A 25,635-nucleotide genomic window follows, 5' to 3' on the forward strand; every position below is an offset into this window, starting at 1 on the left:
TGCTGGAGTAGCGCAGCAGCTGCGCCAGGCGGGCGATCTCTTCCGCCGGCGGCGTCACCTCCGGCAGCGGGGCGGAGTACCAGTGGCTGCTGGCACCTTCCGGGGCGGCCTTCAGCGCCACGTCTCCCGGCAGCACCACCACCGAAACGCCGCGGTTGAGGACCGCTTTGCGCATGGCGATGGCCAGCACCTGCGGGATCTGTTCCGGGGTGGAGACCAGCTCACAATAGTGGCTGCATTCGCGGAACAGCTCCTGGGGATGGGTTTCCTGAAAATAGCCGCTGCCGATTTCGCTGGAGGGAATGTGGGCGGCGATGGCCAGCACCGGGACGTGGTTGCGGTGACAGTCAAAAAGGCCGTTGATCAGATGAAGGTTGCCCGGGCCGCAGGAGCCCGCGCATACCGCCAGCTCGCCGGTAAGCTGGGCTTCGGCACCGGCGGCAAAGGCGGCAACTTCTTCATGGCGCGTCGGCATCCAGTCAATGGTGCCCATGCGGTTCAGGCTGTCGCTCAATCCGTTGAGTGAGTCGCCGGTGACGCCCCAGATGCGCTTCACGCCGGCCTGTTCAAGAGTTTTCGCTACGTATGCGGCCACGGTCTGTTTCATGGTTCTCCATCTCCTTTATGTGATAACGCTTACAAGCTTAGATGAAACTCATCGTTACGCCCGCATCACCCTCCCATTTTCAGCTGGTATTTTTGTGCGAAAATTCCGCATAATCTGTTTACCACTAAAAGGGTAAACAGGAATCATTTCAGATGGTTAAATCACTGTTAAATGCTGTTAATAAAATGCTAACTCACGACGATTTTGGCAAACTCTTGTTACGACTTGCCGTGGGTGGGCTGATGTTGTTCCACGGGCTGCATAAGCTGTTTGACGGCGTGGCGGGCATCAGCGGGATGCTGGTGGCTAAGGGGCTACCGGGGTTTATTGCCTACGGCGTGCTGGTGGGTGAAGTGCTGGCGCCGTGCCTGCTGATTCTGGGGATCCTCACCCGGCCGGCGGCGCTGGTGCTGGCGTTTACCATGGTGGTGGCGTGGCTGATGGTCGGTACGGGAGAAACCTGGCAGCTGGACAAAACCGGCGCCTGGGCGATTGAGAGCCTGGTCTATTTCTTTATTGGCGCGCTGGCGATTGCCTTTATGGGCGCCGGCCGCTATTCGCTGGTAAAAGACCCGGCGTGGAAATAAAAAAAGCCCCGCCGGGGCGGGGCTTGTCGTTGAGGATGATTCTCCGCTAGGCCAGAACCAGATCGCCCTGCGGATGGCAGGAGCAGGCCAGCACGTAGCCGTCGGCGATCTCCTGCCCGGTCAGCGTCATGGTGCTGCTGACCGTATAGTCGCCGGCAACGACTTTGGTTTTGCAGCAGCCGCAGACGCCGGCACGGCAGGCGACGGTAACCGGAACCTTGTTGCTTTCCAGCGCCTCCAGCAGGGTGGTGCCTACCGGCGCATAGAACTCCTGCGCCGGCTGCAGTTTGGTAAACTTCAGCCCGCTGGTGGCCGCCTGGGCAACCGGCGTAAAGAACTTCTCTTTAAAGAAGCGCGTGACGCCCAGCGCGCTGACCTCCCGCTCAACCATTTCCATATAAGGCGCAGGCCCGCAGGTCATCACGGTACGCGAGGCCAGGTCCGGCACGCTTTTCAGCAGATCGGCGGTCAGGCGGCCGGCAACAAAGCCGTGGGTGGCGTTGTTTTCCGCCACCAGGGTTACCGCATACTGGCGCCACTCTTCGGCGAAAATGACGTCCTCAGGCGAACGCACGTTGAAAATGACCTGCACATCCGCCTCGGGGCGGTACTTCGCCAACCAGCGACGCATCGACATAATCGGCGTCACGCCGCAGCCGGCTGCCAGCATCAGGAAACGGTCCGCCGGCTTATCTGCACAGGTAAAATCACCCATCGCATCGGACAGCCAGATGTAGTCACCGCGCTTGACGTCACGGGTTAACCACTGAGAGCCGGCACCGTCATCAATACGACGCACGGTCAGCGTAATGTACTCGCTGATGCCCGGCGTAGAGGAGATCGTGTAGGCGCGCAGCGTATCCGCCGAGTTGCGTACGCTGACCAGTGCATACTGCCCGGCCTGATAGGGATAGTAGTCGTGGCACAGCAGCGATACCGTCCAGACGTCCGGGGTTTCCTGATGGATGTGGTGTACCTGCATCCGCCATGGGCACTGCTGGGTTGGCATAGTCATTCGATCGCTCCTTACGCGCTCAACAGTTGCTGCATGTCTTGTTCAACGGTAGTCACGGAGCGCAGGCCAAATTTCTCGTTGAGGATTGCCAGCAGATCCGGGGTGAAGAAGCCCGGAGCGGTTGGGCCGGTGACGATGTTTTTCACGCCGAGTGAGAGCAGGGTCAGCAGGATAACGATCGCTTTCTGTTCGAACCAGGAGAGCACCAGCGACAGCGGCAGGTCGTTCACGCCGCAGCCCAGTTTTTCCGCCAGGGTGACGGCCAGAATAATCGCCGAGTAGGCGTCGTTACATTGGCCGGCATCCACCAGGCGCGGCAGGCCTTCGATGTCGCCGAAGTCCAGCTTGTTGAAGCGATATTTACCGCAGGCCAGGGTCAGGATCAGGCAGTCGTCCGGAACGCTGGTCGCGAAGTCGGTGAAGTAGTTGCGCTCGCCGCGCGCGCCGTCGCAGCCGCCGACCAGGAAGATATGGCGCAGTTTTTCACGGCTGACCAGGTCGATCAGCGTATCCGCCGCGCCCAGCAGGGTCTGACGGCCGAAGCCAACGGTGATCAGGTGCGGAATTTCGCTATACGGGAAGCCGGCCATCTGCTGCGCCTGGGCGATCACCGGCGCGAAGTTTTCGCCTTCAAGGTGGCTCACGCCCGGCCAGCCGACGATGCTGCGGGTCCAGATACGGTCGTCATAGGCGCCAACGGTCGGATCGATGATGCAGTTAGAGGTCATCACGATAGGGCCAGGGAAGCGGGCAAATTCAACCTGCTGATTCTGCCAGCCGCTGCCGTAGTTACCGACCAGGTGTTTGAATTTACGCAGCTCAGGGTAGCCGTGCGCCGGCAGCATTTCACCGTGGGTATAGACGTTAACGCCGGTGCCTTCGGTTTGTTCGAGCAGGCTATACAGATCTTTCAGGTCGTGGCCGGAGATCAGGATGCACTTACCTTCAACGGACTTCACGTTGACCTGTGTCGGGGTCGGGTGACCGTATTTGGTGGTTTCACCGGCGTCCAGAATGCTCATCACTTTGAAGTTCATCTGGCCGATTTCCATTGAGCACTCCAGCAGAGCGTTCAGGTCGGCAGGCCAGGTGCCCAGCCACGCCATAATTTTGTGGTACTGAGCGTAGATGTCGTTGTCGTACTGACCCAGAACGTGAGCGTGCTCCATATAGGCCGCGGCGCCTTTCAGGCCGTACAGGCACAGCAGACGCAGGCCGAGGATGTTCTCGCCGATGTCCGGTTTGTCTTTATTCGGGGTAAATTCAGCCGCCTGACGCTGCAGGTCGCCCAAATCGTCGCTAACCAGCTGCAGGCTGGCCATCGGGTTGTCTACCGCCGCGCCGGCGTCAATGTTCAGGCACTGGGCCTTCAGCGCATCGCGCATCGCGATGGCCTCACGCGCGTAGCCAACGATGCGCGGAGAGTCGAAGTTAACGTTGGTCAGCGTGGAGAAGAAGGCACGCGGCGCAAAGTTATCAATTTCATGGTCAACGATGCCATATTCACGAGCCTTAACGGCCCAGGCGGAGAGGCCCTGCAGGGAGGCAATCAGCAGATCCTGCAGGTCGGAGGTTTCGGCCGTTTTACCGCACATACCCTGCGCGTAAGAGCAGCCGTTCCCTGCGGGGGTACGGATGGTTTGTTCACATTGCACACAAAACATGGTCACACCTTTTTTAAAGTTATATTTAATATACATGTTTAAGGTTATGCCCGGGCGCGCAGGGATTAAAGGTATTTCTAATACAATTTACAGGGAGATTGATTTAGCGCAATTTTGGCGGTAGATGACTACCGCCACAGGGGTATTAAGCGGAGAAAAAGGCCATCAGTATGGGCACCAGCAGGCTGAGAATAAAGCCATGAACAATCGCCGCCGGCACGATTTCAACGCCGCCGGAGCGCTGTAATACCGGCAGCGTAAAGTCCATCGAGGTCGCGCCGCAGAGGCCTAAAGCCGTTGAGCGGCTGCGGCGAACCAGGCCGGGAATAAGCATAATCGCCAGCAACTCACGGGCAAGATCGTTAAAGAACGCGGCGCTGCCAATAACCGGCCCGTAGGATTCGGTCAGCAGGATCCCTGAGAGCGAATACCAGCCAAATCCTGAAGCCATTGCCAGCCCGGTTTTTAGCGGCAGGTCGAGAATAAAGGCGTTGATCATCCCGCCGAGTAATGAGCTGACCATGACGACGACCGCCACAATCATTCCCCGGCGATTAAGCACTATTTGCCGCAGGGTCATGCCGTTATTGCGCAGCTGAATACCAATCAGGAACAGCAGGAAGATCAGCGTATATTCGCTGGCTTCGGTGGCGTGCTGCAGAAATGACAGACCGCTTAAGCCAATCAGAAAACCAATAAGCACCACGCCGCACAGCTGCAGTGATTCCATTGCCATCGCCACGCGCGAAGGTAATTTCTCCTGCCGATGCTGGCTGCGCCACGGCATCTTCTGCTCGAGCCACATTAATGCCGCAATATTACACAGCATAATAACGACGACGCTTACCGCGGCGTAATGAAGAATGGAAAGCAGGTTGCTGGCTAAATTGTCGAGGAAGGCGAGGCTGATCCCCATGAAAAAGAGGATAACGTAGACAATCCAACTTAAAAGTCGCGCGATGACTTTAAGCGCTACCGGCTGACGAAGTGGAACGATATAGCCGATAATCAACGGCAGCAGAATGATTAATAATCCCGAAAACATGAACGGCCTGGTCCTTGCAGAATGAAAATAGCGGCACTGACACTACCCAAATCATTGTACCGAGTAAAGCCGTCACCAAAAAGAAAGGCCCGGCATAGCCGGGCCTGAGCGCGAGTCTACGGTGAGACTAGCTGCGTTTTTCCAGCAGCGTGCGGTAGAGCACGCCGCCGAGGATCCCGCCGATGATTGGCATAACCCAGAACAGCCACAGCTGCTGCAGCGCCCAGCCGCCCTGGAAGATAGCGACTGCGGTGCTACGCGCCGGGTTGACGGAGGTATTGGTTACCGGAATGCTGATGAGATGAATTAAGGTCAGCGCGAGGCCGATAGCGATCGGTGCAAAGCCCGCCGGGGCGTTTTTATCCGTTGCGCCGTGAATAACCAGCAGGAAGCCGCAGGTCAGCACAATTTCGATGACAATCGCCGAAAGCATTGAGTAGCCGCCCGGAGAGTGTTCGCCAAAGCCGTTGGACGCAAAGCCGCTGGCCGCTGCGTCAAAGCCCGCTTTACCGCTGGCAACCACGTACAGAACGCCGGCCGCAATAATACCGCCAACCACCTGGGCGATAATATAGCCGATCACGTCTTTGGCCGGGAAACGGCCGCCGGCCCACAGGCCTAAGGTCACCGCCGGGTTAAAGTGCCCGCCGGAAATATGCCCCACGGCAAACGCCATCGTTAATACGGTTAAACCAAAGGCCAGAGCGACCCCGGCAAACCCTATTCCCAGCTCCGGGAAGGCTGCTGCAAGAACTGCGCTACCGCAGCCACCGAACACAAGCCAGAATGTACCAAAACATTCCGCTGCTAATTTTCTAAACATAACCACCTCAAATAATAATGTTAATGAGCACGATTTAACGTGCCGATCTTTATTTATCAACTAAAGGATGAAGATAAAAATAAAGCGTCGCTATTCTATGGACGATCGCCATCCCGTAACTAGTTAAATAAATAGATGTAGTTTGATTTAGGGCAAGGTGATGTTAATCCTTATACCATTCATTGCGCAAGAAAAGAGTAGTACAAAAATAATAGATGTAACCGCTGCAGTGAATGAATTATTTTTTAAACAAATACCCTTATCAATAATCATATTGAAAACGTTATTTTTCGCCTCTGCTGATATTGGCGTTTACGGCAGTGTCATGTTCCAGCATGTGTCGCTATACTGCTGATAACTGAAGGAGAAAGTGGTGACTGAGCGGAGGGGATATGCTTCTTGAACGCGTGGAGATCGTCGGTTTTCGCGGTATCAATCGTTTATCATTGATGCTGGAGCAAAATAACGTGCTGATCGGCGAGAATGCGTGGGGAAAATCCAGCCTTCTGGATGCCCTGACGCTGCTCTTGTCGCCAGAGTTCGAGCTTTATCATTTTGTCCGGGATGATTTCTGGTTCCCGCCCGGCGACGTGCAGGGACGCGAGCACCATCTGCACATCATTCTGACCTTCCGCGAGAGCGAGCCTGGCCACCATCGGGTGCGGCGCTTTCGCCCGCTCAGCGACGGCTGGGTCCCCTGTGATGACGGCTATCAGCGAATTTTCTATCGTCTGGAGGGCGAGCTGGCTGATGATGGCAGCGTCATGACGCTGCGCAGCTTTATTGACGGCAAAGGGGAAGCGCTGGAGCTGGAGGATATTGACGAGCTCGTGCGCCATCTGGTGCGCCTGATGCCGGTCCTGCGCCTGCGCGACGCCCGCTTTATGCGGCGCATCCATAACGACAGCGTGCCGCACTCTCCGCAAATTGAAATCACCGCCCGCCAGCTGGATTATCTCTCCCGGGAGCTGGTGAGCCATCCGCAAAATTTAACCGACGGTCAGATTCGTCAGGGGCTGTCGGCCATGGTGCAGCTCCTTGAACACTATTTTGCTGAGCAGAGCAGCGTGCAGTCCCGCAACCGCCTGATGCGCCGCCATTCCCACGATGAACAGCGCAGCTGGCGCTATCTGGATATCATCAACCGGATGATTGATAAGCCCGGCGGGCGAAGCCACCGGGTCATCCTGCTCGGGCTGTTCTCTACTCTGCTGCAGGCCAAGGGCACGGTCCGGCTCGACCGCGACGCGCGGCCGCTGCTGCTGATTGAAGATCCGGAAACCCGGCTGCACCCGATTATGCTCTCCGTCGCCTGGCATCTGCTCAACCTACTGCCGCTGCAGCGCGTGACCACCACCAACTCCGGCGAGCTGCTGTCGCTGACCCCCGTTGAGCACGTCTGCCGCCTGGTGCGCGAATCGTCGCGCGTCTCGGCCTGGCGGCTTGGGCCGGGAGGAATGAATGCCGAAGACAGCCGGCGCATCGCCTTCCACATTCGCTTCAATCGCGCCTCGTCGCTGTTTGCCCGCTGCTGGCTGCTGGTGGAAGGGGAGACCGAAACCTGGGTTATCAACGAACTGGCCAGACAGTGCGGGCATCACTTTGATGCGGAAGGGGTGAAGGTGATTGAGTTTGCCCAGTCGGGACTAAAGCCGTTGATTAAGTTCGCCCGCCGGATGGGCATTCAATGGCACGTCCTGGTCGATGGCGACGAGGCGGGGAAGAAATACGCCGCGACGGTGCGCAGCCTGCTTAACGACGATCGCGACCTGGAGCGCGACCATTTAACGACGCTGCCGGCGCTGGACATGGAACACTTTATGTATCGCCAGGGCTTCAACGATGTTTATCATCGGGTGGCGCAGCTGCCGCCAAACGTGCCGATGAATATGCGGCGGGTGATCACCAAAGCTATTCATCGCTCATCAAAGCCGGACCTGGCGATTGAAGTGGCGATGGAAGCCGGAAGGCGCGGGATTGAATCCGTGCCGACGCTGCTGAAGAAAATGTTCTCCCGCGTGCTGTGGCTGGCGCGTGGCCGGGCGGATTAAGTGCGCTTGCGGTAAGGATGCAGCAAATTCAGGGTTATGTTTTCGCTATCTCCAGATAGAATCATCGGCTTGCGCTGCGGTTTAAAACATCAGGAATTTTTATGAAGCTCAATGGAAAACGCAGGAAAGTCTGGTGGCTACTGGCCATTATCGTACTGGCTCTGGCCATCTGGGGATGGCGGGTGCTGAATGCGCCGCTGCCGCAGTATCAGACTCTGGTGGTGCGTAAAGGCGATCTCCAGCAGAGCGTGCTGGCGACCGGTAAGCTGGACGCGGTACGTAAAGTCGACGTTGGCGCGCAGGTGAGCGGGCAGCTGAAAACGCTGCGCGTGAGTATCGGCGACAAGGTACAGAAGGATCAGCTGCTGGGGGTTATCGATCCCGAACAGGCGGAGAACCAGATTAAAGAAGTTGAGGCGACGCTGATGGAGCTGCGCGCGCAGCTGAATCAGGCCCGCGCCGAGCGTCAGCTGGCCGCCGTGACCTTAGCGCGTCAGCAGCAGCTGGCGCAGCGCCAGCTGGTTTCGCGTCAGGAGCTGGATACTGCGGCCACCGATTTAGCGGTCAAAGAGGCGCAGATTGGCACCATCGAGGCGCAGGTTAAGCGCAACCAGGCCACGCTGGATACCGCGAAAACTAACCTAGATTACACTAAAATTGTGGCCCCGATGTCCGGGGAAGTGACGCAAATCACCACCCTGCAGGGGCAGACGGTGATTGCCGCCCAGCAGGCGCCGAATATTCTGACCCTCGCCGATCTCAGCACCATGCTGGTGAAGGCGCAGGTCTCTGAGGCGGACGTGATCCACCTTCGCGCCGGGCAAAAGGCGTGGTTCACCGTGCTTGGCGACCCGCTTACCCGCTACGAAGGGAGCCTGAAGGATATTTTACCCACTCCGGAAAAGGTGAACGACGCTATCTTCTACTACGCCCGCTTTGAGGTCCCGAACCCGCAGGGGATCCTGCGCCTCGACATGACGGCTCAGGTCCATATCCAGATGGCGGAAGTGAAAAATGTGATCACCATTCCGCTGAGCGCGCTGGGGGATGCCATCGGCGAAAACCGCTATCGCGTGCGGCTGCTGCGCACCGGCGAGGTTAAAGAGCGCGAGGTCACCATCGGCGCGCGCAACGATATCTATGTGGCGATAGTCAAGGGCCTGGACGAAGGCGATGAGGTCATCGTCGGGGAAAGCGCGCCCGGGACGGCTAAATGACGGCGCTGCTCGAACTGCGTGATATACGCCGCAGCTATCTTTCCGGCGACGGGAGCGTTGATGTCCTGAAGGGGGTCACGCTGAGCATCAACGCCGGAGAGATGGTCGCTATTGTCGGCGCTTCCGGCTCCGGTAAATCGACCCTGATGAACATCCTCGGCTGTCTCGATAAGCCGAGCAGCGGCACCTATCGGGTGGCGGGCACCGACGTATCGCGGCTCAACGGTGACGAGCTGGCCCGGCTGCGGCGAGAGCATTTTGGCTTTATCTTCCAGCGCTACCATCTGCTGTCGCACCTGACGGCGGTACAGAACGTCGAGGTGCCGGCGGTCTACGCCGGCACTGAGCGACGGGCTCGCCTGGAGCGCGCGCGTGAGCTGCTGGTGCGGCTGGGGCTTGGCGATCGGGCGGAGTATCAGCCTTCGCAGCTCTCCGGCGGCCAGCAGCAGCGGGTGAGCATTGCCCGTGCGCTAATGAACGGCGGGGAAGTTATTCTGGCGGATGAGCCGACCGGCGCGCTGGACAGCCATTCCGGCGAAGAGGTGATGGCTATCCTGCATCAGCTGAAATCGCAGGGGCATACGGTAATTATCGTCACCCACGATCCGCTGGTGGCGGCGCAGGCCGAGCGGATCGTTGAGATCCATGACGGCGAGATCGTGCGTAATCCGCCGCCTAAGGGCGCGAGCAGCGCCGGCGTTATTCGCCAGAGCCCTGCGGCCGAACCCTCCGCGTGGCGTCAGTTCAGCAGCGGCTTTCGCGAAGCGCTGGTGATGGCCTGGCGGGCAATGACCGCCAACAAAATGCGCACCCTGCTCACCATGCTCGGTATTATTATCGGCATCGCTTCGGTGGTGTCGATTGTGGTGGTGGGCGATGCGGCGAAGCAGATGGTGCTGGCGGATATTCGCGCCATCGGCACTAACACGATTGATGTCTATCCCGGGAAGGATTTCGGCGATGACGATCCCCGCTATCAGCAGGCGCTGAAGTATGACGATCTGCTGGCTATTCAGAAGCAGCCCTGGGTCAGCTCGGCGACGCCTGCGGTATCGAAAAACCTGCGCCTGCGCGCCGATAATATCGACGTTGCCGCCAGCGCCGAGGGCGTCGGGGCGCAGTATTTTAACGTCTACGGCATGACCTTTAGCGAAGGCAATACCTTCAATGAGCTGCAGCTAAGCAGCCGGGCGCAGGTGGTGGTGCTGGACAGCAATACCCGACGCCAGCTCTTTCCGCACAAGGCGCGGGTGGTGGGCGAAGTTATTCTGGTTGGCAATATGCCCGCGACGGTGATTGGCGTGGCGGATGAGAAGCAGTCGATGTTCGGCAGCAGCAAAATCCTCCGGGTCTGGCTGCCTTATACCACTATGGCCGGGAGGGTGATGGGGCAGTCGTGGCTGAACTCAATCACCGTGCGGGTGCATGAAGGATACGATAGCTCAACCGCCGAACAGCAGCTGTTACGTCTGTTCGAGCTGCGGCACGGCAAAAAAGATGTTTTCACCTGGAACATGGACAGCATCTTGAAAACGGCGGAACGGACCACACATACACTACAGCTGTTTCTGACTTTGGTGGCGGTTATCGCGCTGGTGGTTGGCGGTATTGGCGTGATGAATATTATGCTGGTATCGGTCACCGAACGGACCCGCGAGATAGGCATCCGCATGGCGGTCGGGGCGCGGGCCAGCGACGTGCTGCAGCAGTTTCTGATTGAGGCTGTTTTAGTCTGTCTGGTGGGCGGCGCGCTCGGCGTGACCCTATCGCTGATGATTGCCTTTGTGCTGCAGCTCTTTTTACCCGGCTGGGAGATTGGCTTCTCACCGCTGGCGCTGCTGACGGCGTTTTTATGTTCGACTCTAACCGGCGTGCTGTTTGGCTGGCTTCCTGCGCGAAACGCCGCACGCCTTGACCCGGTGGATGCGCTGGCTCGCGAGTAGCGCTAAAAAAATGCCAGTCAGAAGGACTGGCATTTTACTGGCGGGATGTACACAATGAAGCGAAAGAGTTATGCAGCCGCTTCCGCTTCTACAGGAACAATCACGCTGGCGTGATTACCTTTCGGTCCCTGGTGAACATCAAACCGAACGGCTTGTCCGGCTTTTAGCGTTCTGTAACCATCCATCTGGATGGTGGAGTAATGGGCGAAAATGTCTTCGCCTCCGCCCTCAGGGCAAATAAAACCAAACCCTTTGGCATTGTTGAACCACTTAACAGTACCCATTTCCATACTTCGACATCCTTCGTAATTCTTTATAAGTAAGATGGAATGAACCGGTAGTGGAGTGACGAGTTGTTCAAATGCTCGCCAACTCTCGCCAGTACAATTTAGAGAAATAGGAAAAGGCGTCAAGCGATTGACGCCAGGGGAAGGCGAAAAATGCGTCAAAATTTGAAGCAGTTAACGCTATTGCCGGGGAATGTGACGGACATCGCGGATGGAAGTAATAGATGATAGTTATCTATGATCTATTGTAGATTTGTGATGAGCATAACTTTTGGTCATCGACAGGCCACCGCCTGTTGGCAACAGCAACCGATGATGAATACTGACGATGAGTAAGAGAGATTGGCTGGACTTCGATCAGCTGGTAGAAGACGAAGTGCGTAATGAGCTTAAACCACCATCGATGTATAAAGTGATATTGCTCAATGATGACTACACTCCAATGGAGTTTGTTATTGACGTGTTACAAAAATTCTTTTCTTATGATGTAGAACGTGCAACGCAGCTGATGTTGACGGTTCACTATCAAGGTAAAGCGATTTGTGGTGTATTTACCGCAGAGGTTGCGGAAACCAAAGTTGCGATGGTGAGCCAGTATGCGAAGGAGAACGAGCATCCATTGCTGTGTACGCTAGAGAAAGCCTGAAGACAGGCAAGAAAATTGGGGGAGGTGCCTATGCTCAATCAAGAACTGGAACTCAGTTTAAACATGGCTTTCGCCAGAGCGCGCGAGCACCGTCATGAGTTCATGACCGTCGAGCACTTGCTGCTGGCGCTGCTCAGCAACCCTTCGGCCCGCGACGCGCTGGAAGCGTGTTCCGTGGACCTGGTGGCGCTGCGTCAGGAACTTGAAGCCTTCATCGAACAGACCACGCCTGTTCTACCCGCTACGGAAGAAGAGCGCGACACTCAGCCGACGCTGAGCTTCCAGCGCGTACTGCAGCGTGCCGTCTTCCACGTACAATCCTCTGGCCGCAGCGAAGTGACCGGTGCCAACGTTTTGGTCGCTATTTTTAGCGAGCAGGAGTCGCAGGCGGCCTATCTGCTGCGTAAACATGAAGTCAGCCGCCTTGATGTGGTGAACTTCATCTCTCACGGTACGCGTAAAGACGAGCCGAGCCAGCCTTCCGATAACAGCGGAAGCCAGCCCAGCAATGAAGAGCAAGCAGGCGGGGAGGATCGTATGGAAAACTTCACCACCAATCTCAATCAGCTTGCTCGCGTTGGCGGAATCGATCCGCTGATTGGTCGCGAAAAAGAGCTGGAGCGTGCCATTCAGGTTCTGTGCCGCCGTCGTAAGAATAACCCGCTGCTGGTGGGTGAGTCCGGCGTGGGTAAAACCGCGATTGCCGAAGGGCTGGCATGGCGAATCGTGCAGGGCGACGTGCCGGAAATCATGGCCGATTGCACGATCTATTCGCTGGATATCGGCTCCCTGCTGGCAGGGACAAAATACCGCGGCGATTTTGAAAAACGTTTCAAAGCGCTGCTGAAACAGCTGGAGCAGGATACCAACAGCATTCTGTTCATCGATGAAATCCACACCATCATCGGTGCGGGCGCCGCATCCGGCGGCCAGGTCGACGCCGCCAACCTGATTAAACCGCTGCTCTCCAGCGGCAAGATTCGGGTGATGGGGTCGACGACCTACCAGGAGTTCAGCAATATCTTCGAAAAAGACCGCGCGTTAGCCCGGCGTTTCCAGAAGATAGACATTACTGAACCTTCGGTAGAAGAGACGGTACAGATTATTAACGGCCTGAAGCCGAAGTACGAAGCGCATCACGACGTGCGCTACACGGCGAAAGCGGTGCGTGCGGCGGTTGAACTGGCGGTGAAATACATTAACGATCGTCATCTGCCGGACAAGGCGATAGATGTTATCGACGAAGCGGGCGCTCGGGCGCGGCTGATGCCGGCCAGCAAGCGTAAGAAAACGGTTAACGTGGCGGATATCGAATCGGTGGTGGCGCGCATTGCCCGCATCCCTGAGAAGAGCGTCTCCCAAAGCGACCGCGATACGCTGAGAAATCTTGGCGATCGGCTGAAAATGCTGGTCTTTGGTCAGGGCAAGGCGATCGAGGCTTTAACCGAAGCCATCAAGATGGCGCGTGCCGGACTGGGCCACGAGCATAAGCCGGTGGGCTCCTTCCTGTTCGCCGGACCAACCGGCGTCGGGAAAACCGAGGTCACCGTACAGCTGGCCAAGGCGCTGGGTATCGAGCTGCTGCGCTTTGATATGTCCGAATATATGGAGCGTCACACCGTGAGCCGTTTGATCGGTGCGCCTCCGGGCTACGTTGGTTTCGATCAGGGCGGGCTGCTGACCGATGCGGTCATTAAACATCCGCACGCGGTGCTGCTGCTTGATGAGATTGAAAAAGCGCACCCTGATGTCTTTAACCTGCTGCTGCAGGTGATGGACAACGGGACGCTGACCGACAACAACGGCCGCAAGGCGGACTTCCGCAACGTGGTGCTGGTGATGACCACCAACGCCGGCGTGCGCGAAACCGAGCGTAAGTCGATTGGCCTTATTCATCAGGATAACAGTCCGGATGCGATGGATGAGATCAAGAAGATCTTTACGCCGGAGTTCCGTAACCGCCTCGACAACATTATCTGGTTCGATCACCTGTCAACGACGGTAATCCATCAGGTGGTGGATAAGTTTATCGTCGAGCTGCAGGTTCAGCTGGATCAGAAAGGCGTGTCGCTGGAAGTGAGTCAGGAAGCGCGAGACTGGCTGGCAGAGAAAGGCTATGACCGGGCAATGGGCGCGCGTCCAATGGCGCGGGTGATTCAGGATAACCTGAAGAAACCTCTGGCCAACGAGCTGCTGTTTGGTTCGTTAGTTGACGGCGGCCAGGTGACCGTTGCGCTGGATAAAGAGAAGAGTTCGCTGACCTATGATTTCCAGAGTGCGCAGAAGCACAAACCGGAAACGGCGCATTAATTCTTACTCTGAAACGTCAAAAACCGGCCTGCGGGCCGGTTTTTTTATATCCGCAGTCGCTTAGCGGAGCGGGGATGTAAAAAGACCGGGAATTATCCCGGCCTTTTGCATCTGACGCCACGAGGGCGGAAAACTATCAGCGACTACGGAAGACAATGCGGCCTTTGCTCAGGTCGTACGGGGTCAGCTCAACAGTCACTTTGTCGCCCGTCAGAATGCGGATGTAGTTCTTACGCATTTTACCGGAAATATGCGCAGTTACCACGTGACCGTTTTCCAGTTCTACGCGGAACATTGTGTTAGGCAACGTGTCAAGTACGGTGCCCTGCATTTCAATATTGTCTTCTTTGGCCATCTAGTCCTCTGGGGTATCACTACCGTAGTTTTGAACCGGCAAGATAATGCCGAAGTTCAGCGAGTAAGTAAAGTTTTACGTTTGTACCCGTCACACTTCGCGTTGCGTCCACGTTGGCTGCGTTCTTCGATTCCGGCTACTTTTTTTCAGTAAGCGCTGGGGATCCGTTCACTTGCCGCCCGCCTGCAACCCGAGCTGTTGCGAGTCTATATACTTTATCTTTCTGGCTGCCTTAGTTCTCACGGTCACATAGTTATTGATGCTGCCTGGCGTTTGGTTTGTCGTCCCGGCGCATCATGAATAAGTTTGGGTTTAAATCACTGAAGTAGTTTTGGCGCATTGCCCGGAACGCACGCGGATAAACCGCACGACAGGCGCAAACGTAAAGGGGGGAGTGACAGAACGATGGGCGTTATCTGACTCTTATTATTCCCAAACGGCGGCGGGGCAACGGGCAGAAGCTACTCTACCGCGCAATTATACCATCCCGGCGAAGAATGTGCTGAAAACATTTACACATTGCCGGTAAATAGCACCCTCGGCACCCAAAATCTTTCCGGTAAACGCTGGCTGCGCAATTGCGCCAGCCGGTCGAGATAGTCGCGGCGGGGAATTTCAACGGCGCCCAGCGACGCGGTGTGGTTATTTAGCACCTGGCAGTCAATTAACTGGCCACCGTCGCGCATAAATGCCTGGCAGAATACCAGCAGGGCCGTTTTCGACGCGTTTTCCGCCTGGCTGAACATCGACTCGCCGCAAAACAGCGCCCCCTGAGCCACGCCGTACATGCCGCCAACCAGCGTCTTATCGCGCCACACCTCGATTGAGTGCGCGTGCCCGAGTTCGTGCAGCTGGTGATAGGCCTTGACGATGCTGGCGGTTATCCAGGTGCCCTCATCGCGATTGGCGGCGCAGCCTTCAATCACCTCGCCAAAGGCATGGTTCAGCGTCACGCGATAGGGAGAGTGCTGGTGGAAGCGTTTCATGCTGCGGCTGAGATGAAACTGCCCGGGCCACAGAACCGCGCGGGGATCGGGAGACCACCATAAAATAGGATCTCCCGGTGAAAACCACGGAAAGATGCCGTGCTGATAGGCCATAAGCAGGCGCGCGGGGCTAAGATCGCCACCCAGCGCCAGCAGGCCGTTCGGTTCACGCAGGGCGCCTTCCGGCGCGGGGAAGGCAATGGACTGACGGGAGAGCTGAACCAGACGCATTTTAACCTCAATACGCACCAGCAATTGTCCAGTATATTCGCTGTCTTTCAGGCGTCAGCGCAGTATGCGCGTACCTGAAACTCATAGAGTATATACACAAAATCATTCGGGATGCCCGGCGGCAATGGCCCGATAACGATTGACCTACAGGCGCTGCTTAAACTGGTAGTAGCGCCCCTGTTGAGCCAGCAGTTCTGCGTGACTACCTTGCTCAATAATCTTGCCGTTGTCCATGATAATTATCTGATTAAAACGCGCCAGCCCGCGCAGGCGGTGGGTGACCATCAGCACAGTTTTTTCTTTCATCACTTCGGCCAGTAAATCAAGGATTTGGCTTTCGGTTGTGGCGTCCAGGCCTTCGGTCGGCTCATCAAGCAGCATCAGCGGCGCGTCGTGAAGCAGGGCGCGGGCAATGGCTAATCGGCGCAGCTCGCCGCCGGAAAGCTGGCGACCGCCTTCTCCCAGCCAGCCGTTGAGGCCGCTGTCGTCGAGTAGCTTGCCGAGCCCAACGCGCTCGAGGATGTTGACCAGGTGCGCATCGCTCGCCTGCGGTGCCGCCAGCAGCAGGTTGTCGCGCAGCGTTGCGCTAAACAGGTGCACGCGCTGAGGAACCACGCTCATTGCCCGGCGCAGGGTCGTCTCGTTGAGCTGCGCAAGCGGCTGGTCGTTGATTAAAATCTCGCCCTGGGCCGGATCCCAGGCGCGGGTAAGCAGCTGCAGCAGGGTCGATTTCCCGCAGCCGGTGCGTCCGAGAATAGCGATGTGATCGCCGGCAGCAACCTGTAGCGAGAGATTCTCCAGCGCCGCGGTGGGCTGCTGCGGATAGCTAAAGGTGACCTGATTCAGCGTCAGCGCCACGCGTGAGAAGGTCTGGTCCGCGCTCTGCGCAAAGGAGACTTCCGGCAGCTGCTCGGTGATTTGCGTAATCCGCCGCGCGGAGGCGATGACCTGCCCGAGGTGCTGGAACGCGCCGGTGACCGGCGCCAGCGCCTCAAACGCCGCCAGGGCGCAGAAAACAAAGAGCGCGATCAGCGCGCCCGGCTGGCTATTGCCGCCCACGCCGGCGGAGGTCAGCCACAGCATCGCAATCACCGCAACGCCGCCAATCAGCAGCATCAGCGCCTGGGAAAGCGCCGTGAGTTCGGCCTGACGTCGCTGGGCATCCTGCCAGCGCTGTTCGGTTTTCTCCAGCTGCTCGCGGTAGCGATCGCTGGCGTTAAACAGCATCAGCTCCGCCTGGCCCTGCAGCCAGGCGGTGAGCTGCTGGCGATACTGGCCGCGCATTTGGGTTATGCACTCACCGGCGGGTTTACCGGCCCGGTAAAACAGCGGCGGCAGTATCAGCACGGTCAGCAGCATGATGCCGCCCAGCGTTAGGGCCAGGGTGACGTCCAGAATACTCAGGCCGGCGGTGACCACCAGAATGACCACCAGCGCCCCCACCAGCGGCGAGATAACCCGCAGATAGAGGTGATCCAGAGTATCGACGTCGGCAACGATGCGGTTAAGCAGCTCGCCCTGGCGAAAACGCGCCAGTCCGGCAGGGGAGAGCGGCAGCAGCTTGCTGAACGTGAAAACGCGCAGATGCTGGAGGACGCGGAAAGTCGCGTCGTGGCTCACCAGGCGTTCAAAGTAGCGCCCGGCGGTACGAATTATCGCCGCGCCGCGCACGCCGGCGGCGGGCAGCATGTAGTTAAAGCTGTAGATACCGGCAACGCCGACGACGGCCGACGCCGAGAGGAACCAGCCCGACAGCGTCAGCAGCCCGATGCTCGCCAGCAGGGTGACGATCGCCAGCACCACGCCGAGCATCAGCAGCCATATGTGCCGCTTGTACAGCGCCAGGTAAGGTAATAATGCGCGCATTTAAATCTCCTCCTGACGATGGGCCAGCAGGGTCGCGAAGGGCCCTTCGGCGGCGGCAAGCTGTGAATACTCGCCCTGTTCGACAATCTGTCCGTTTTGCATCACCCAGATAGCGTCCCAGCCGGCTATACCTTCGAGCTGGTGGGTAACCATCAGCGTGGTTTGCTGCGAAGAGGCGTTTGACAGGGCCTGCATCACCCGCTGCTCGCTGTGGGCGTCGAGGCTGGCGCCAGGCTCATCGAGCAGCAGCAGACGGCAGGGAACCAGCAGCGCGCGCGCGACGGCGATACGCTGCGCCTGGCCAACCGATATGCGGGCCGCCTGATCGCCCACCGGCGTATTAATGCCCTGCGGCAGCTGCGAGATAAATTCGCTGACCCAGGCCTTATCCAGCGCCAGCTGAAGCTGCGCCTCGGTCGCTTCAGGCCACGCCAGAAGTACGTTTTCACGCAGCGTAGCCGCCGGCAGCTGCGGGTTTTGTCCAACCCAGCTCAGCATCCGATGCCAGCGCTGGCTATCAAGATCGCGCAGCTCAACGCCGTTGACCATCAGCGAACCGTCATAGGGCAGAAAGCCCGCCAGCGTATTCAGCAGCGAGCTTTTGCCGGAACCGCTTTGCCCAACCAGCACCACCCGCTTACCGGCGGGCAGGGAGAAGTTCAGCGGCCCTGCCAGCACCTTGCCTTCCGGTGATTTGATCCGCAGATCGCGCGCTTCAAGACTCACCAGCTCGTTGTCGCTAAGCACCTTCTCGCCGCGCTCGGCCTGCGCCAGCGGCGTTTCCATAAAGCTTTTCAGGCTGTCCGCCGCGCCGATAGCCTGCGCCTTAGCGTGGTAGAAGGTACCCAGATCGCGCAGGGGCTGGAAAAACTCCGGCGCGAGGATCAGGGTCAAAAAGCCGGCCATCAGGGTAACGCCTGCGCCGTAATGACCAAAGTTCAGCTCGCCCAGGTAGGAGAAACCGAAATAGACCGCCACCAGCGCAATGGAGAGGGAAGTGAAAAATTCCAGCACCCCGGAGGAGAGGAAGGCAAGACGCAGGACGTCCATCGTGCGCTGGCGGAAATCCTGCGAAGCCTCGCGAATATTGTCGGTTTCCGCGGCGCCGCGGTCGAAAATACGCAGCGTTTCCATGCCGCGCAGGCGGTCGAGGAAGTGGCCGCTCAGCCGCGCCAGCGCCTGGAAGTTGCGGCGGTTTGCATCCGCGGCACCCATTCCGACCAGCGCCATAAACATCGGGATCAGCGGCGCGGTGCCGAGAAGGATCAGCGCCGCCGCCCAGTTAATCGGGAAAATAGTGATAACGATGAGCAGCGGCACGCACGCGGCCAGCGTCATCTGCGGCAGATAGCGCGCATAGTAATCGTGCATATCGTCGATTTGCTCGAGGATAAGCGTGGCCCAGCTGCCCGCAGGCTTGCCCTGGATCCACGCCGGACCGGCCTCCTGCAGGCGGTCGAGCACCTGGCGACGGATCTCATAGCGGATATGCTGCCCGGCATAAAAGCCTACCCGCTCGCGCAGCCATACCACCCACGCGCGGAGGACGAAAATCAGCACCAGCACGGTAAACGGCAGCACCAGCGCCGTCGCCGGAATATTCTCCATGATCATGCGGTGAAGGATCCGCGCCAGCAGCCAGGCCTGAGCGACGATCAGCAGCCCGCTAATGACGCCCAGCGCGCGGGAAATCATCAACCAGCGACGGGAGAGAATGCTCTGTTCTTTTAACCAGCGGGTTAACTCTTGTTGACGGGTTTTATTCATTGCGCACTTAGCAGGTGGAGTTATAGGTTTTTGGGCACGGCAATGTTACAACGCGGAAAAAATAAAGGCGACTTTTCGTCGCCTTCTTTACCTTTGTTACTGACTTGTAAAGATTATTTGCAAGCGTCAGCCAGGCCGTCGAGATAGCGCTCGGCGTCCAGCGCGGCCATGCAGCCGGTGCCGGCAGAGGTAATAGCCTGACGGTAGATATGGTCCATCACGTCGCCGGCGGCGAAGACGCCAGCCACGCTGGTTTGGGTCGCGTTGCCGTGAATGCCGGACTGAACCTTGATATAGCCGTTTTCCAGCTCCAGCTGACCGGCAAAAATCGCCGTGTTCGGGCTGTGGCCGATAGCGACAAACAGGCCCGCGACTTCCAGCGATTCAACGTTGTCCGCATTCTGCGTATCGCGCAGGCGCAGGCCGCTGACGCCCATCTGGTCGCCGGTCACTTCTTCCAGGGTGCGGTGGGTATGCAGCACGATGTTGCCGCTTGCCACTTTGTCCATCAGGCGCTTGATGAGAATTTTTTCAGCGCGGAAGGTGTCGCGACGGTGGATCAGGTGGACTTCAGACGCGATGTTAGAGAGATACAGCGCTTCTTCAACCGCGGTGTTGCCGCCGCCGATAACCGCGACCTTCTGGTTACGGTAGAAGAAACCGTCGCAGGTGGCACAGGCGGAAACGCCGCGGCCCTTAAAGGCTTCTTCAGACGGCAGGCCGAGATAGCGTGCGGAAGCGCCGGTCGCGATAATCAGCGCGTCGCAGGTGTATTCGCCGCTATCGCCGACCAGGCGGAACGGACGGTTCTGCAGATCGACGCTGTTGATATGATCGAAAAGAATTTCGGTTTCGAACTTGGCCGCATGCTCGTGCATACGTTCCATCAGCAGCGGCCCGGTCAGATCGTTCGGATCCCCAGGCCAGTTTTCCACTTCCGTGGTGGTGGTCAGCTGACCCCCTTTTTCCATCCCGGTAATCAGCACCGGATGCAGGTTTGCACGTGCGGCATAGACCGCAGCGGTGTATCCCGCAGGTCCAGAACCAAGAATTAGCAGCTTACTGTGTTTGGCCGTGCCCATGAGAACCCCATAATTTATTGGCATACATTGGGCTGGATTGTAGGGAATTTGTTGTCGTAAAAAAAGAGCATAGCGATTTTGTTAACGATATGTGCAATAGCACCCGCCGATGAGCTGGCGATTTAACGAACGGAGAATATAACTAATTCTACTGTCAGCAGCACAATTATAAGAGGAAAACATGAGAATCAACGGGGGGGGATAATGAATATCTGGCATCTTGTACTAAAAATCGATGTTTTGCTTTGACAATCCCCTGTGCTTTTGCGAAAACATTCATGGAAGAAGAAAAGCAGCGTTTTGCGTGTGGCGAATTTTCATGCATGCAAATGCCATTTTTATCCGGGTTAGCGAAATCTACGCATGGTGTGGACAGACGCCATGCGTGATGTCGGTGGCTGCCGTCAGGCAACGGGCTTCTCACGTACCCCTGGGTTACTCAAGTCGTACGGGTAAGAACAGGATGGGCTCTGGCAGTGAAGGCTCAGAGTCAGAACAGGAGTAGGGAAGGAATACAGAGAGACAATAATAATGGTAGATAGCAAGAAGCGCCCTGGCAAAGATCTCGACCGCATCGATCGTAACATTCTGAACGAGTTACAAAAAGATGGACGTATCTCTAACGTCGAACTTTCTAAACGGGTGGGACTTTCTCCGACGCCTTGCCTTGAGCGCGTGCGTCGACTGGAAAGACAGGGTTTTATTCAGGGCTATACGGCGCTGCTTAACCCGCATTATCTGGATGCATCACTTCTGGTATTTGTTGAGATTACTCTGAATCGTGGCGCGCCGGATGTGTTTGAGCAATTTAACGCCGCTGTGCAAAAACTTGAAGAAATTCAAGAGTGTCATCTGGTATCCGGCGATTTCGACTACCTGTTGAAAACTCGCGTACCGGACATGTCAGCGTATCGTAAACTACTGGGCGAAACCCTGCTGCGCCTGCCGGGCGTAAACGACACCCGTACCTACGTGGTAATGGAAGAGGTCAAGCAGAGCAATCGTCTGGTAATTAAGACGCGCTAACACGGAACAGGTGCAAAATCGACGTAGTTTGATTACACTCCTGTTAATCCATACAGCAACAGTGCCGGGGAGACCCGGCACTGTTGTCCGTTTTAGCAGCAGGCAGGAAACAGCCTGATACCTGGAGAGCCTTTTTTGAGCCAGGAATACACCGAAGACAAAGAAGTCAAACTGACGAAGCTAAGCAGCGGGCGCCGACTCCTTGAGGCGTTACTTATCCTTTGCACCCTTTTTGCTATCTGGCTGATGGCGGCCTTACTCAGCTTTAATCCCTCGGATCCAAGCTGGTCGCAAACGGCCTGGCACGAGCCTATCCACAACATCGGCGGCACGCCGGGAGCCTGGCTTGCCGATACGCTATTTTTCATTTTTGGCGTAATGGCTTACACCATTCCCGTGATTATCATCGGCGGCTGCTGGTTTGCCTGGCGCAATCAAACTAACGACGAGTACATCGACTATTTCGCCGTTTCGCTGCGCCTGATTGGCGCGCTGGCGCTGATCCTCACCTCCTGTGGCCTGGCCTCTATCAATGCCGATGATATTTGGTATTTCGCCTCGGGCGGGGTCATTGGCAGCTTGCTGAGCACCACCCTGCAACCGCTGCTGCACAGCAGCGGCGGAACTATTGCGCTGCTCTGCATCTGGGCGGCGGGTTTAACCCTGTTTACCGGCTGGTCGTGGGTCAGCATTGCCGAAAAACTCGGCGGCGCGATCCTGTCCGTCCTCACCTTTGCCAGCAACCGTACCCGTCGGGACGACACCTGGGTTGATGAGGACGACGATGAATATGAAGATGATGAAGACGACGAAACCGCGAAACCGCAGGGCTCGCGTCGCGCGCGAATTTTACGCAGCGCTTTAGCGCGTCGCCAGCGTCTGGCAGAGAAATTCTCCAATCCGCTGGGGCGCAAGACCGACGCCGCGCTGTTTTCCGGTAAGCGCATGGATGATGCCGAGGAAGAGGTTCAGTTCAGCGCCAACGGCGCGCCGGTTGCGGCAGACGATGTGCTGTTTTCTGGCGCCAGCGCCGCGCGCCCGGCAGATGCGGACGATGTCTTATTCTCCGGTGCCAGCGCAACGCGTCCGGGGGACTTTGACCCCTACGATCCGCTGCTGAACGGCCATAGCATTGCCGATCCTGTTAGCGCGGCTGCGGCAGCCACCGCGGCGCCGCAGGCGTGGGCTGAGCCGGTAGCCGGTCAGATTCCACAGGCCGGCTGGCAGCCTGAGGCACAGGTTTATCAGCCGGAGCAGGTTCCGGTACAGCAGCCTCACTACCAGCCTGAAGCCGCATATCAGCCGCAGCAGGCGTATCAGCCAGAGCAGGCTCCGGTGCAGCAGCCTCATTATCGCCCTGAGCCAACGTATCCGCCGCATCAGGCTTATCAGCCTGAGCAGGCGCCGGTACAGCAGCCTCATTACCAGCCGGAAGCCGCATATCAGCCGCAGCAGGCTTATCAGCCTGAGCAGGCGCCGGTGCAGCAGCCTCACTACCAGACTGAGGCCGCTTATCAGCCGGAACCTTATGCCGCCTCGCCTGCTATTGAGCCAGAAGCGCCTCAGGAAGAGGTCAAGCCGCAGCGTCCGCCGATGTACTATTTCGAAGAGGTTGAAGAGAAGCGCGCGCGTGAGCGCGAACAGCTTGCCGCCTGGTATCAGCCAATTCCTGAGCCTGCGAGTCCGGTTGCGACCAGGCCTATCTCGCCGCCGCCATCTTCTCCTGTTGATGCCGCTGCGGTGACTACGCTCGCCGCCAGCGTACATCAGGCCGCGGGCGCTGGTGCAACCGCCGCCGCGGTGGTCTCCGCTGCGTCATCCGCCGAGCCGCTGTTCAGCCCGGCTACGGGCGGGCCGCGCGTGCAGGTCAAAGAGGGCATTGGTCCGAAGCTGCCGCGTCCTAACCGCGTTCGCGTACCGACGCGCCGTGAGCTGGCATCGTATGGCATTAAGCTGCCTTCTCAGCGCATCGCGGAAGAGCGCGCCCGCCAGGCGGAGCTTGATCAAAATTATGACGATGAGCCGCTCACCGATGAAGAAGTTAACGAACTGGAGCAGGGCGAGCTGGCGCGTCAGTTTGCCGCCACCCAGCAGCAGCGCTACGGTGAGGTCTATCAGGCTGACGACGGCGGAGATGACGATTTAGCCGCCGAAGCCGAGCTGGCTCGCCAGTTTGCCGCCACCCAGCAGCAGCGCTACAGCAGCGAGCAGCCGCGCGGGGCGAACCCGTTCTCTCCGGCTGATTATGACTTCTCGCCGATGAAAACGCTGGTGGACGACGGCCCGAGCGAGCCGCTGTTTACGCCGATGCCGGAGGTTCAGCCGTCGGCACCGCAATACCAGCAGCCGGCGCAGCATCAGCCGGTACAGCAGCCGCAGCAGGTACAACCGCAGCCCGTGCAGCACTATCAGCAGCCGACGCCGCAGCCTGCTTACCAGCAGCCTCAGGCTCAGCAGCCGGTACAATCTGCGCCAGCGGCGCAGGGCTACCAGCCGCAGCAGGCCCCTCAGGCCCCGATGCAGCCGTCGGTCCAACAGCCGGCGCCGCAGCCGCAGGAGAGCCTGATTCACCCGCTCCTGATGCGTAACGGCAACAGCCATCCGCTGCAGCGGCCGACGACGCCGCTGCCGTCTCTGGATCTGCTGACGCCGCCGCCGAGTGAGGTAGAGCCGGTTGATACCTTCGCGCTGGAGCAAATGGCGCGCCTGGTGGAAGCTCGCCTTGCCGATTTCCGTATTAAAGCGGATGTTGTGAACTACTCGCCAGGCCCGGTTATCACCCGCTTTGAGCTGAACCTGGCGCCGGGCGTTAAGGCCGCGCGTATTTCGAACCTGTCGCGCGACCTTGCCCGCTCGCTCTCCACGGTTGCCGTGCGCGTCGTGGAAGTGATTCCCGGCAAGCCGTACGTGGGCCTGGAACTGCCGAATAAGAAACGTCAGACCGTCTACCTGCGCGAAGTGCTGGATAACACCAAGTTCCGCGATAACCCATCGCCGCTGACCGTGGTGCTGGGCAAAGATATCGCCGGCGATCCGGTCGTCGCCGACCTGGCAAAAATGCCGCACCTGCTGGTAGCCGGTACCACCGGCTCCGGTAAATCGGTCGGCGTCAACGCCATGATCCTCAGCATGCTCTACAAGGCGCAGCCGGAAGACGTGCGCTTCATTATGATCGACCCCAAAATGCTCGAACTGTCGGTCTATGAAGGGATCCCGCACCTGCTGACGGAAGTGGTTACCGACATGAAAGACGCCGCCAACGCTCTGCGCTGGAGCGTGAACGAGATGGAACGCCGCTACAAGCTGATGTCAGCGTTGGGCGTGCGTAACCTGGCGGGCTACAACGAGAAGATTGCCGAGGCGGCGCGCATGGGGCGCCCAATTCCGGATCCGTACTGGAAGCCGGGCGACAGCATGGATGCGGTTCATCCGGTGCTGGAAAAACTGCCTTACATCGTGGTGCTGGTGGATGAATTCGCCGACCTGATGATGACCGTGGGTAAGAAAGTAGAAGAGCTGATTGCTCGTCTGGCGCAGAAAGCGCGTGCGGCGGGTATTCACCTCGTACTGGCGACCCAGCGCCCGTCGGTTGACGTGATCACCGGCCTGATTAAGGCCAATATCCCGACGCGTATTGCGTTCACCGTGTCGAGTAAAATTGACTCGCGTACCATCCTTGACCAGAGCGGGGCTGAATCGCTGCTGGGGATGGGGGATATGCTCTACTCCGGGCCGAACTCCACGATCCCGGTGCGCGTTCACGGCGCATTCGTACGCGATCAGGAGGTCCATGCGGTAGTCCAGGACTGGAAAGCGCGCGGGCGTCCGCAGTATGTCGACGGCATCACTTCGGATAGCGAAAGCGAAGGCGGCGGCGGCGGCGGCGGTGGATTTGACGGCGGGGAAGAGCTGGATCCGCTGTTCGACCAGGCGGTCAGCTTCGTGACCGAGAAGCGTAAAGCCTCTATCTCCGGGGTTCAGCGTCAGTTCCGTATCGGCTATAACCGCGCCGCGCGCATCATTGAGCAGATGGAAGCGCAGGGCATCGTCAGCGAGCAGGGCCATAACGGCAACCGCGAAGTGCTGGCGCCGCCGCCCTTCGAGTGAGTGCAAAGTTGGGTAAATAA

At 58.1% G+C, this 25,635-nt stretch carries 19 protein-coding genes; 8 read left to right on the forward strand and 11 right to left on the reverse strand.

Features of this window, described 5'->3' with window-relative positions; translation table 11 throughout:
* Window positions 1-607, reverse strand: a 607-nt coding sequence (locus PFH44_RS06180) for a thiamine pyrophosphate-binding protein (protein ID WP_283824577.1), incomplete at its 3' end; no start/stop codon positions are given.
* 152 nt (window positions 608-759) lie between these two features.
* On the opposite strand from PFH44_RS06180, the gene PFH44_RS06185 reads away from it, so the two are divergent.
* A complete protein-coding gene (locus PFH44_RS06185) occupies window positions 760-1,194 on the forward strand; it encodes a DoxX family protein (protein WP_045854626.1) in 435 nt (144 codons plus the stop codon).
* A 46-nt stretch (window positions 1,195-1,240) separates the two neighbouring features.
* Here the strand turns inward: PFH44_RS06185 and hcr are convergent, their stop codons facing one another.
* The 4 genes from hcr to aqpZ form a co-directional block, all read right to left on the reverse strand.
* Window positions 1,241-2,209, reverse strand: a complete 969-nt coding sequence (gene hcr, locus PFH44_RS06190) for an NADH oxidoreductase (protein ID WP_283824578.1) — start codon at window positions 2,207-2,209, stop codon at window positions 1,241-1,243.
* Window positions 2,210-2,220: 11 nt separating this feature from the next.
* Window positions 2,221-3,873 (reverse strand): hydroxylamine reductase, encoded by a 1,653-nt coding sequence (gene hcp, locus PFH44_RS06195; RefSeq protein ID WP_045855434.1) that lies wholly within the window; start codon window positions 3,871-3,873, stop codon window positions 2,221-2,223.
* 145 nt (window positions 3,874-4,018) lie between these two features.
* Window positions 4,019-4,918, reverse strand: a complete 900-nt coding sequence (locus PFH44_RS06200) for a LysO family transporter (RefSeq protein WP_283824579.1) — start codon at window positions 4,916-4,918, stop codon at window positions 4,019-4,021.
* A gap of 127 nt (window positions 4,919-5,045) precedes the next feature.
* Window positions 5,046-5,741: an aquaporin Z gene (gene aqpZ / locus PFH44_RS06205; protein WP_041144770.1), complete on the reverse strand. Its 696-nt coding sequence runs from the start codon at window positions 5,739-5,741 to the stop codon at window positions 5,046-5,048.
* A gap of 392 nt (window positions 5,742-6,133) precedes the next feature.
* Between aqpZ and PFH44_RS06210 the strand changes: the two genes are divergently transcribed.
* The 3 genes from PFH44_RS06210 (at window position 6,134) to macB (ending at window position 10,952) form a co-directional block, all read left to right on the forward strand.
* The gene (locus PFH44_RS06210; RefSeq protein WP_045854630.1) at window positions 6,134-7,792 is read left to right on the forward strand and encodes an ATP-dependent endonuclease; all 1,659 of its coding nucleotides are present in this window, start codon (window positions 6,134-6,136) and stop codon (window positions 7,790-7,792) included.
* 101 nt (window positions 7,793-7,893) lie between these two features.
* Window positions 7,894-9,009 carry a macrolide transporter subunit MacA gene (gene macA / locus PFH44_RS06215; protein WP_283824580.1) on the forward strand — a complete coding sequence of 372 codons (1,116 nt, stop codon included), beginning with the start codon at window positions 7,894-7,896 and terminating at the stop codon, window positions 9,007-9,009.
* Window positions 9,006-10,952, forward strand: a complete 1,947-nt coding sequence (gene macB, locus PFH44_RS06220; protein ID WP_283824581.1) for a macrolide ABC transporter ATP-binding protein/permease MacB — start codon at window positions 9,006-9,008, stop codon at window positions 10,950-10,952. The genes macA and macB overlap by 4 nt, the downstream gene beginning before the upstream one ends.
* A 68-nt stretch (window positions 10,953-11,020) precedes the next feature.
* Here the strand turns inward: macB and cspD are convergent, their stop codons facing one another.
* Window positions 11,021-11,242, reverse strand: a complete 222-nt coding sequence (cspD, locus tag PFH44_RS06225) for a cold shock-like protein CspD (RefSeq protein WP_004860015.1) — start codon at window positions 11,240-11,242, stop codon at window positions 11,021-11,023.
* Window positions 11,243-11,567: 325 nt separating this feature from the next.
* On the opposite strand from cspD, the gene clpS reads away from it, so the two are divergent.
* Both clpS and clpA read left to right on the forward strand, forming a co-directional pair.
* A complete protein-coding gene (gene clpS / locus PFH44_RS06230) occupies window positions 11,568-11,885 on the forward strand; it encodes an ATP-dependent Clp protease adapter ClpS (RefSeq protein WP_041144775.1) in 318 nt (105 codons plus the stop codon).
* A gap of 30 nt (window positions 11,886-11,915) precedes the next feature.
* Window positions 11,916-14,195 (forward strand): ATP-dependent Clp protease ATP-binding subunit ClpA, encoded by a 2,280-nt coding sequence (clpA, locus tag PFH44_RS06235; RefSeq protein WP_283824582.1) that lies wholly within the window; start codon window positions 11,916-11,918, stop codon window positions 14,193-14,195.
* A gap of 136 nt (window positions 14,196-14,331) precedes the next feature.
* Here clpA and infA read toward each other — a convergent pair whose 3' ends face one another.
* The 5 genes from infA to trxB all read right to left on the reverse strand — a co-directional run bounded on the left by infA (window position 14,332) and on the right by trxB (window position 20,482).
* Window positions 14,332-14,550 (reverse strand): translation initiation factor IF-1, encoded by a 219-nt coding sequence (gene infA / locus PFH44_RS06240; RefSeq protein ID WP_002211347.1) that lies wholly within the window; start codon window positions 14,548-14,550, stop codon window positions 14,332-14,334.
* A gap of 512 nt (window positions 14,551-15,062) precedes the next feature.
* A complete protein-coding gene (aat, locus tag PFH44_RS06245; RefSeq protein ID WP_283824596.1) occupies window positions 15,063-15,767 on the reverse strand; it encodes a leucyl/phenylalanyl-tRNA--protein transferase in 705 nt (234 codons plus the stop codon).
* Between the two features lie 144 nt (window positions 15,768-15,911).
* Entirely contained in the window at window positions 15,912-17,633 is a 1,722-nt protein-coding gene (gene cydC, locus PFH44_RS06250) for a heme ABC transporter ATP-binding protein/permease CydC (RefSeq protein ID WP_283824583.1), read from the reverse strand.
* On the reverse strand, window positions 17,634-19,400 hold the full coding sequence (cydD, locus tag PFH44_RS06255) for a heme ABC transporter permease/ATP-binding protein CydD (RefSeq protein ID WP_045854635.1): 1,767 nt from the start codon (window positions 19,398-19,400) through the stop codon (window positions 17,634-17,636). It abuts the gene before it with no gap.
* A gap of 113 nt (window positions 19,401-19,513) precedes the next feature.
* Window positions 19,514-20,482, reverse strand: a complete 969-nt coding sequence (gene trxB / locus PFH44_RS06260; protein ID WP_045854636.1) for a thioredoxin-disulfide reductase — start codon at window positions 20,480-20,482, stop codon at window positions 19,514-19,516.
* Window positions 20,483-21,013: 531 nt separating this feature from the next.
* Here trxB and lrp point away from each other — a divergent pair.
* Together lrp and ftsK are read left to right on the forward strand one after the other, a co-directional pair.
* A complete protein-coding gene (gene lrp, locus PFH44_RS06265) occupies window positions 21,014-21,508 on the forward strand; it encodes a leucine-responsive transcriptional regulator Lrp (RefSeq protein WP_000228469.1) in 495 nt (164 codons plus the stop codon).
* Between the two features lie 135 nt (window positions 21,509-21,643).
* Window positions 21,644-25,615, forward strand: a complete 3,972-nt coding sequence (gene ftsK, locus PFH44_RS06270; protein ID WP_283824584.1) for a DNA translocase FtsK — start codon at window positions 21,644-21,646, stop codon at window positions 25,613-25,615.
* Window positions 25,616-25,635 lie beyond the last annotated feature (20 nt).

Source organism: Klebsiella sp. Ech2A (assembly GCF_030078455.1).
GTDB lineage: Bacteria > Pseudomonadota > Gammaproteobacteria > Enterobacterales > Enterobacteriaceae > Klebsiella > Klebsiella terrigena.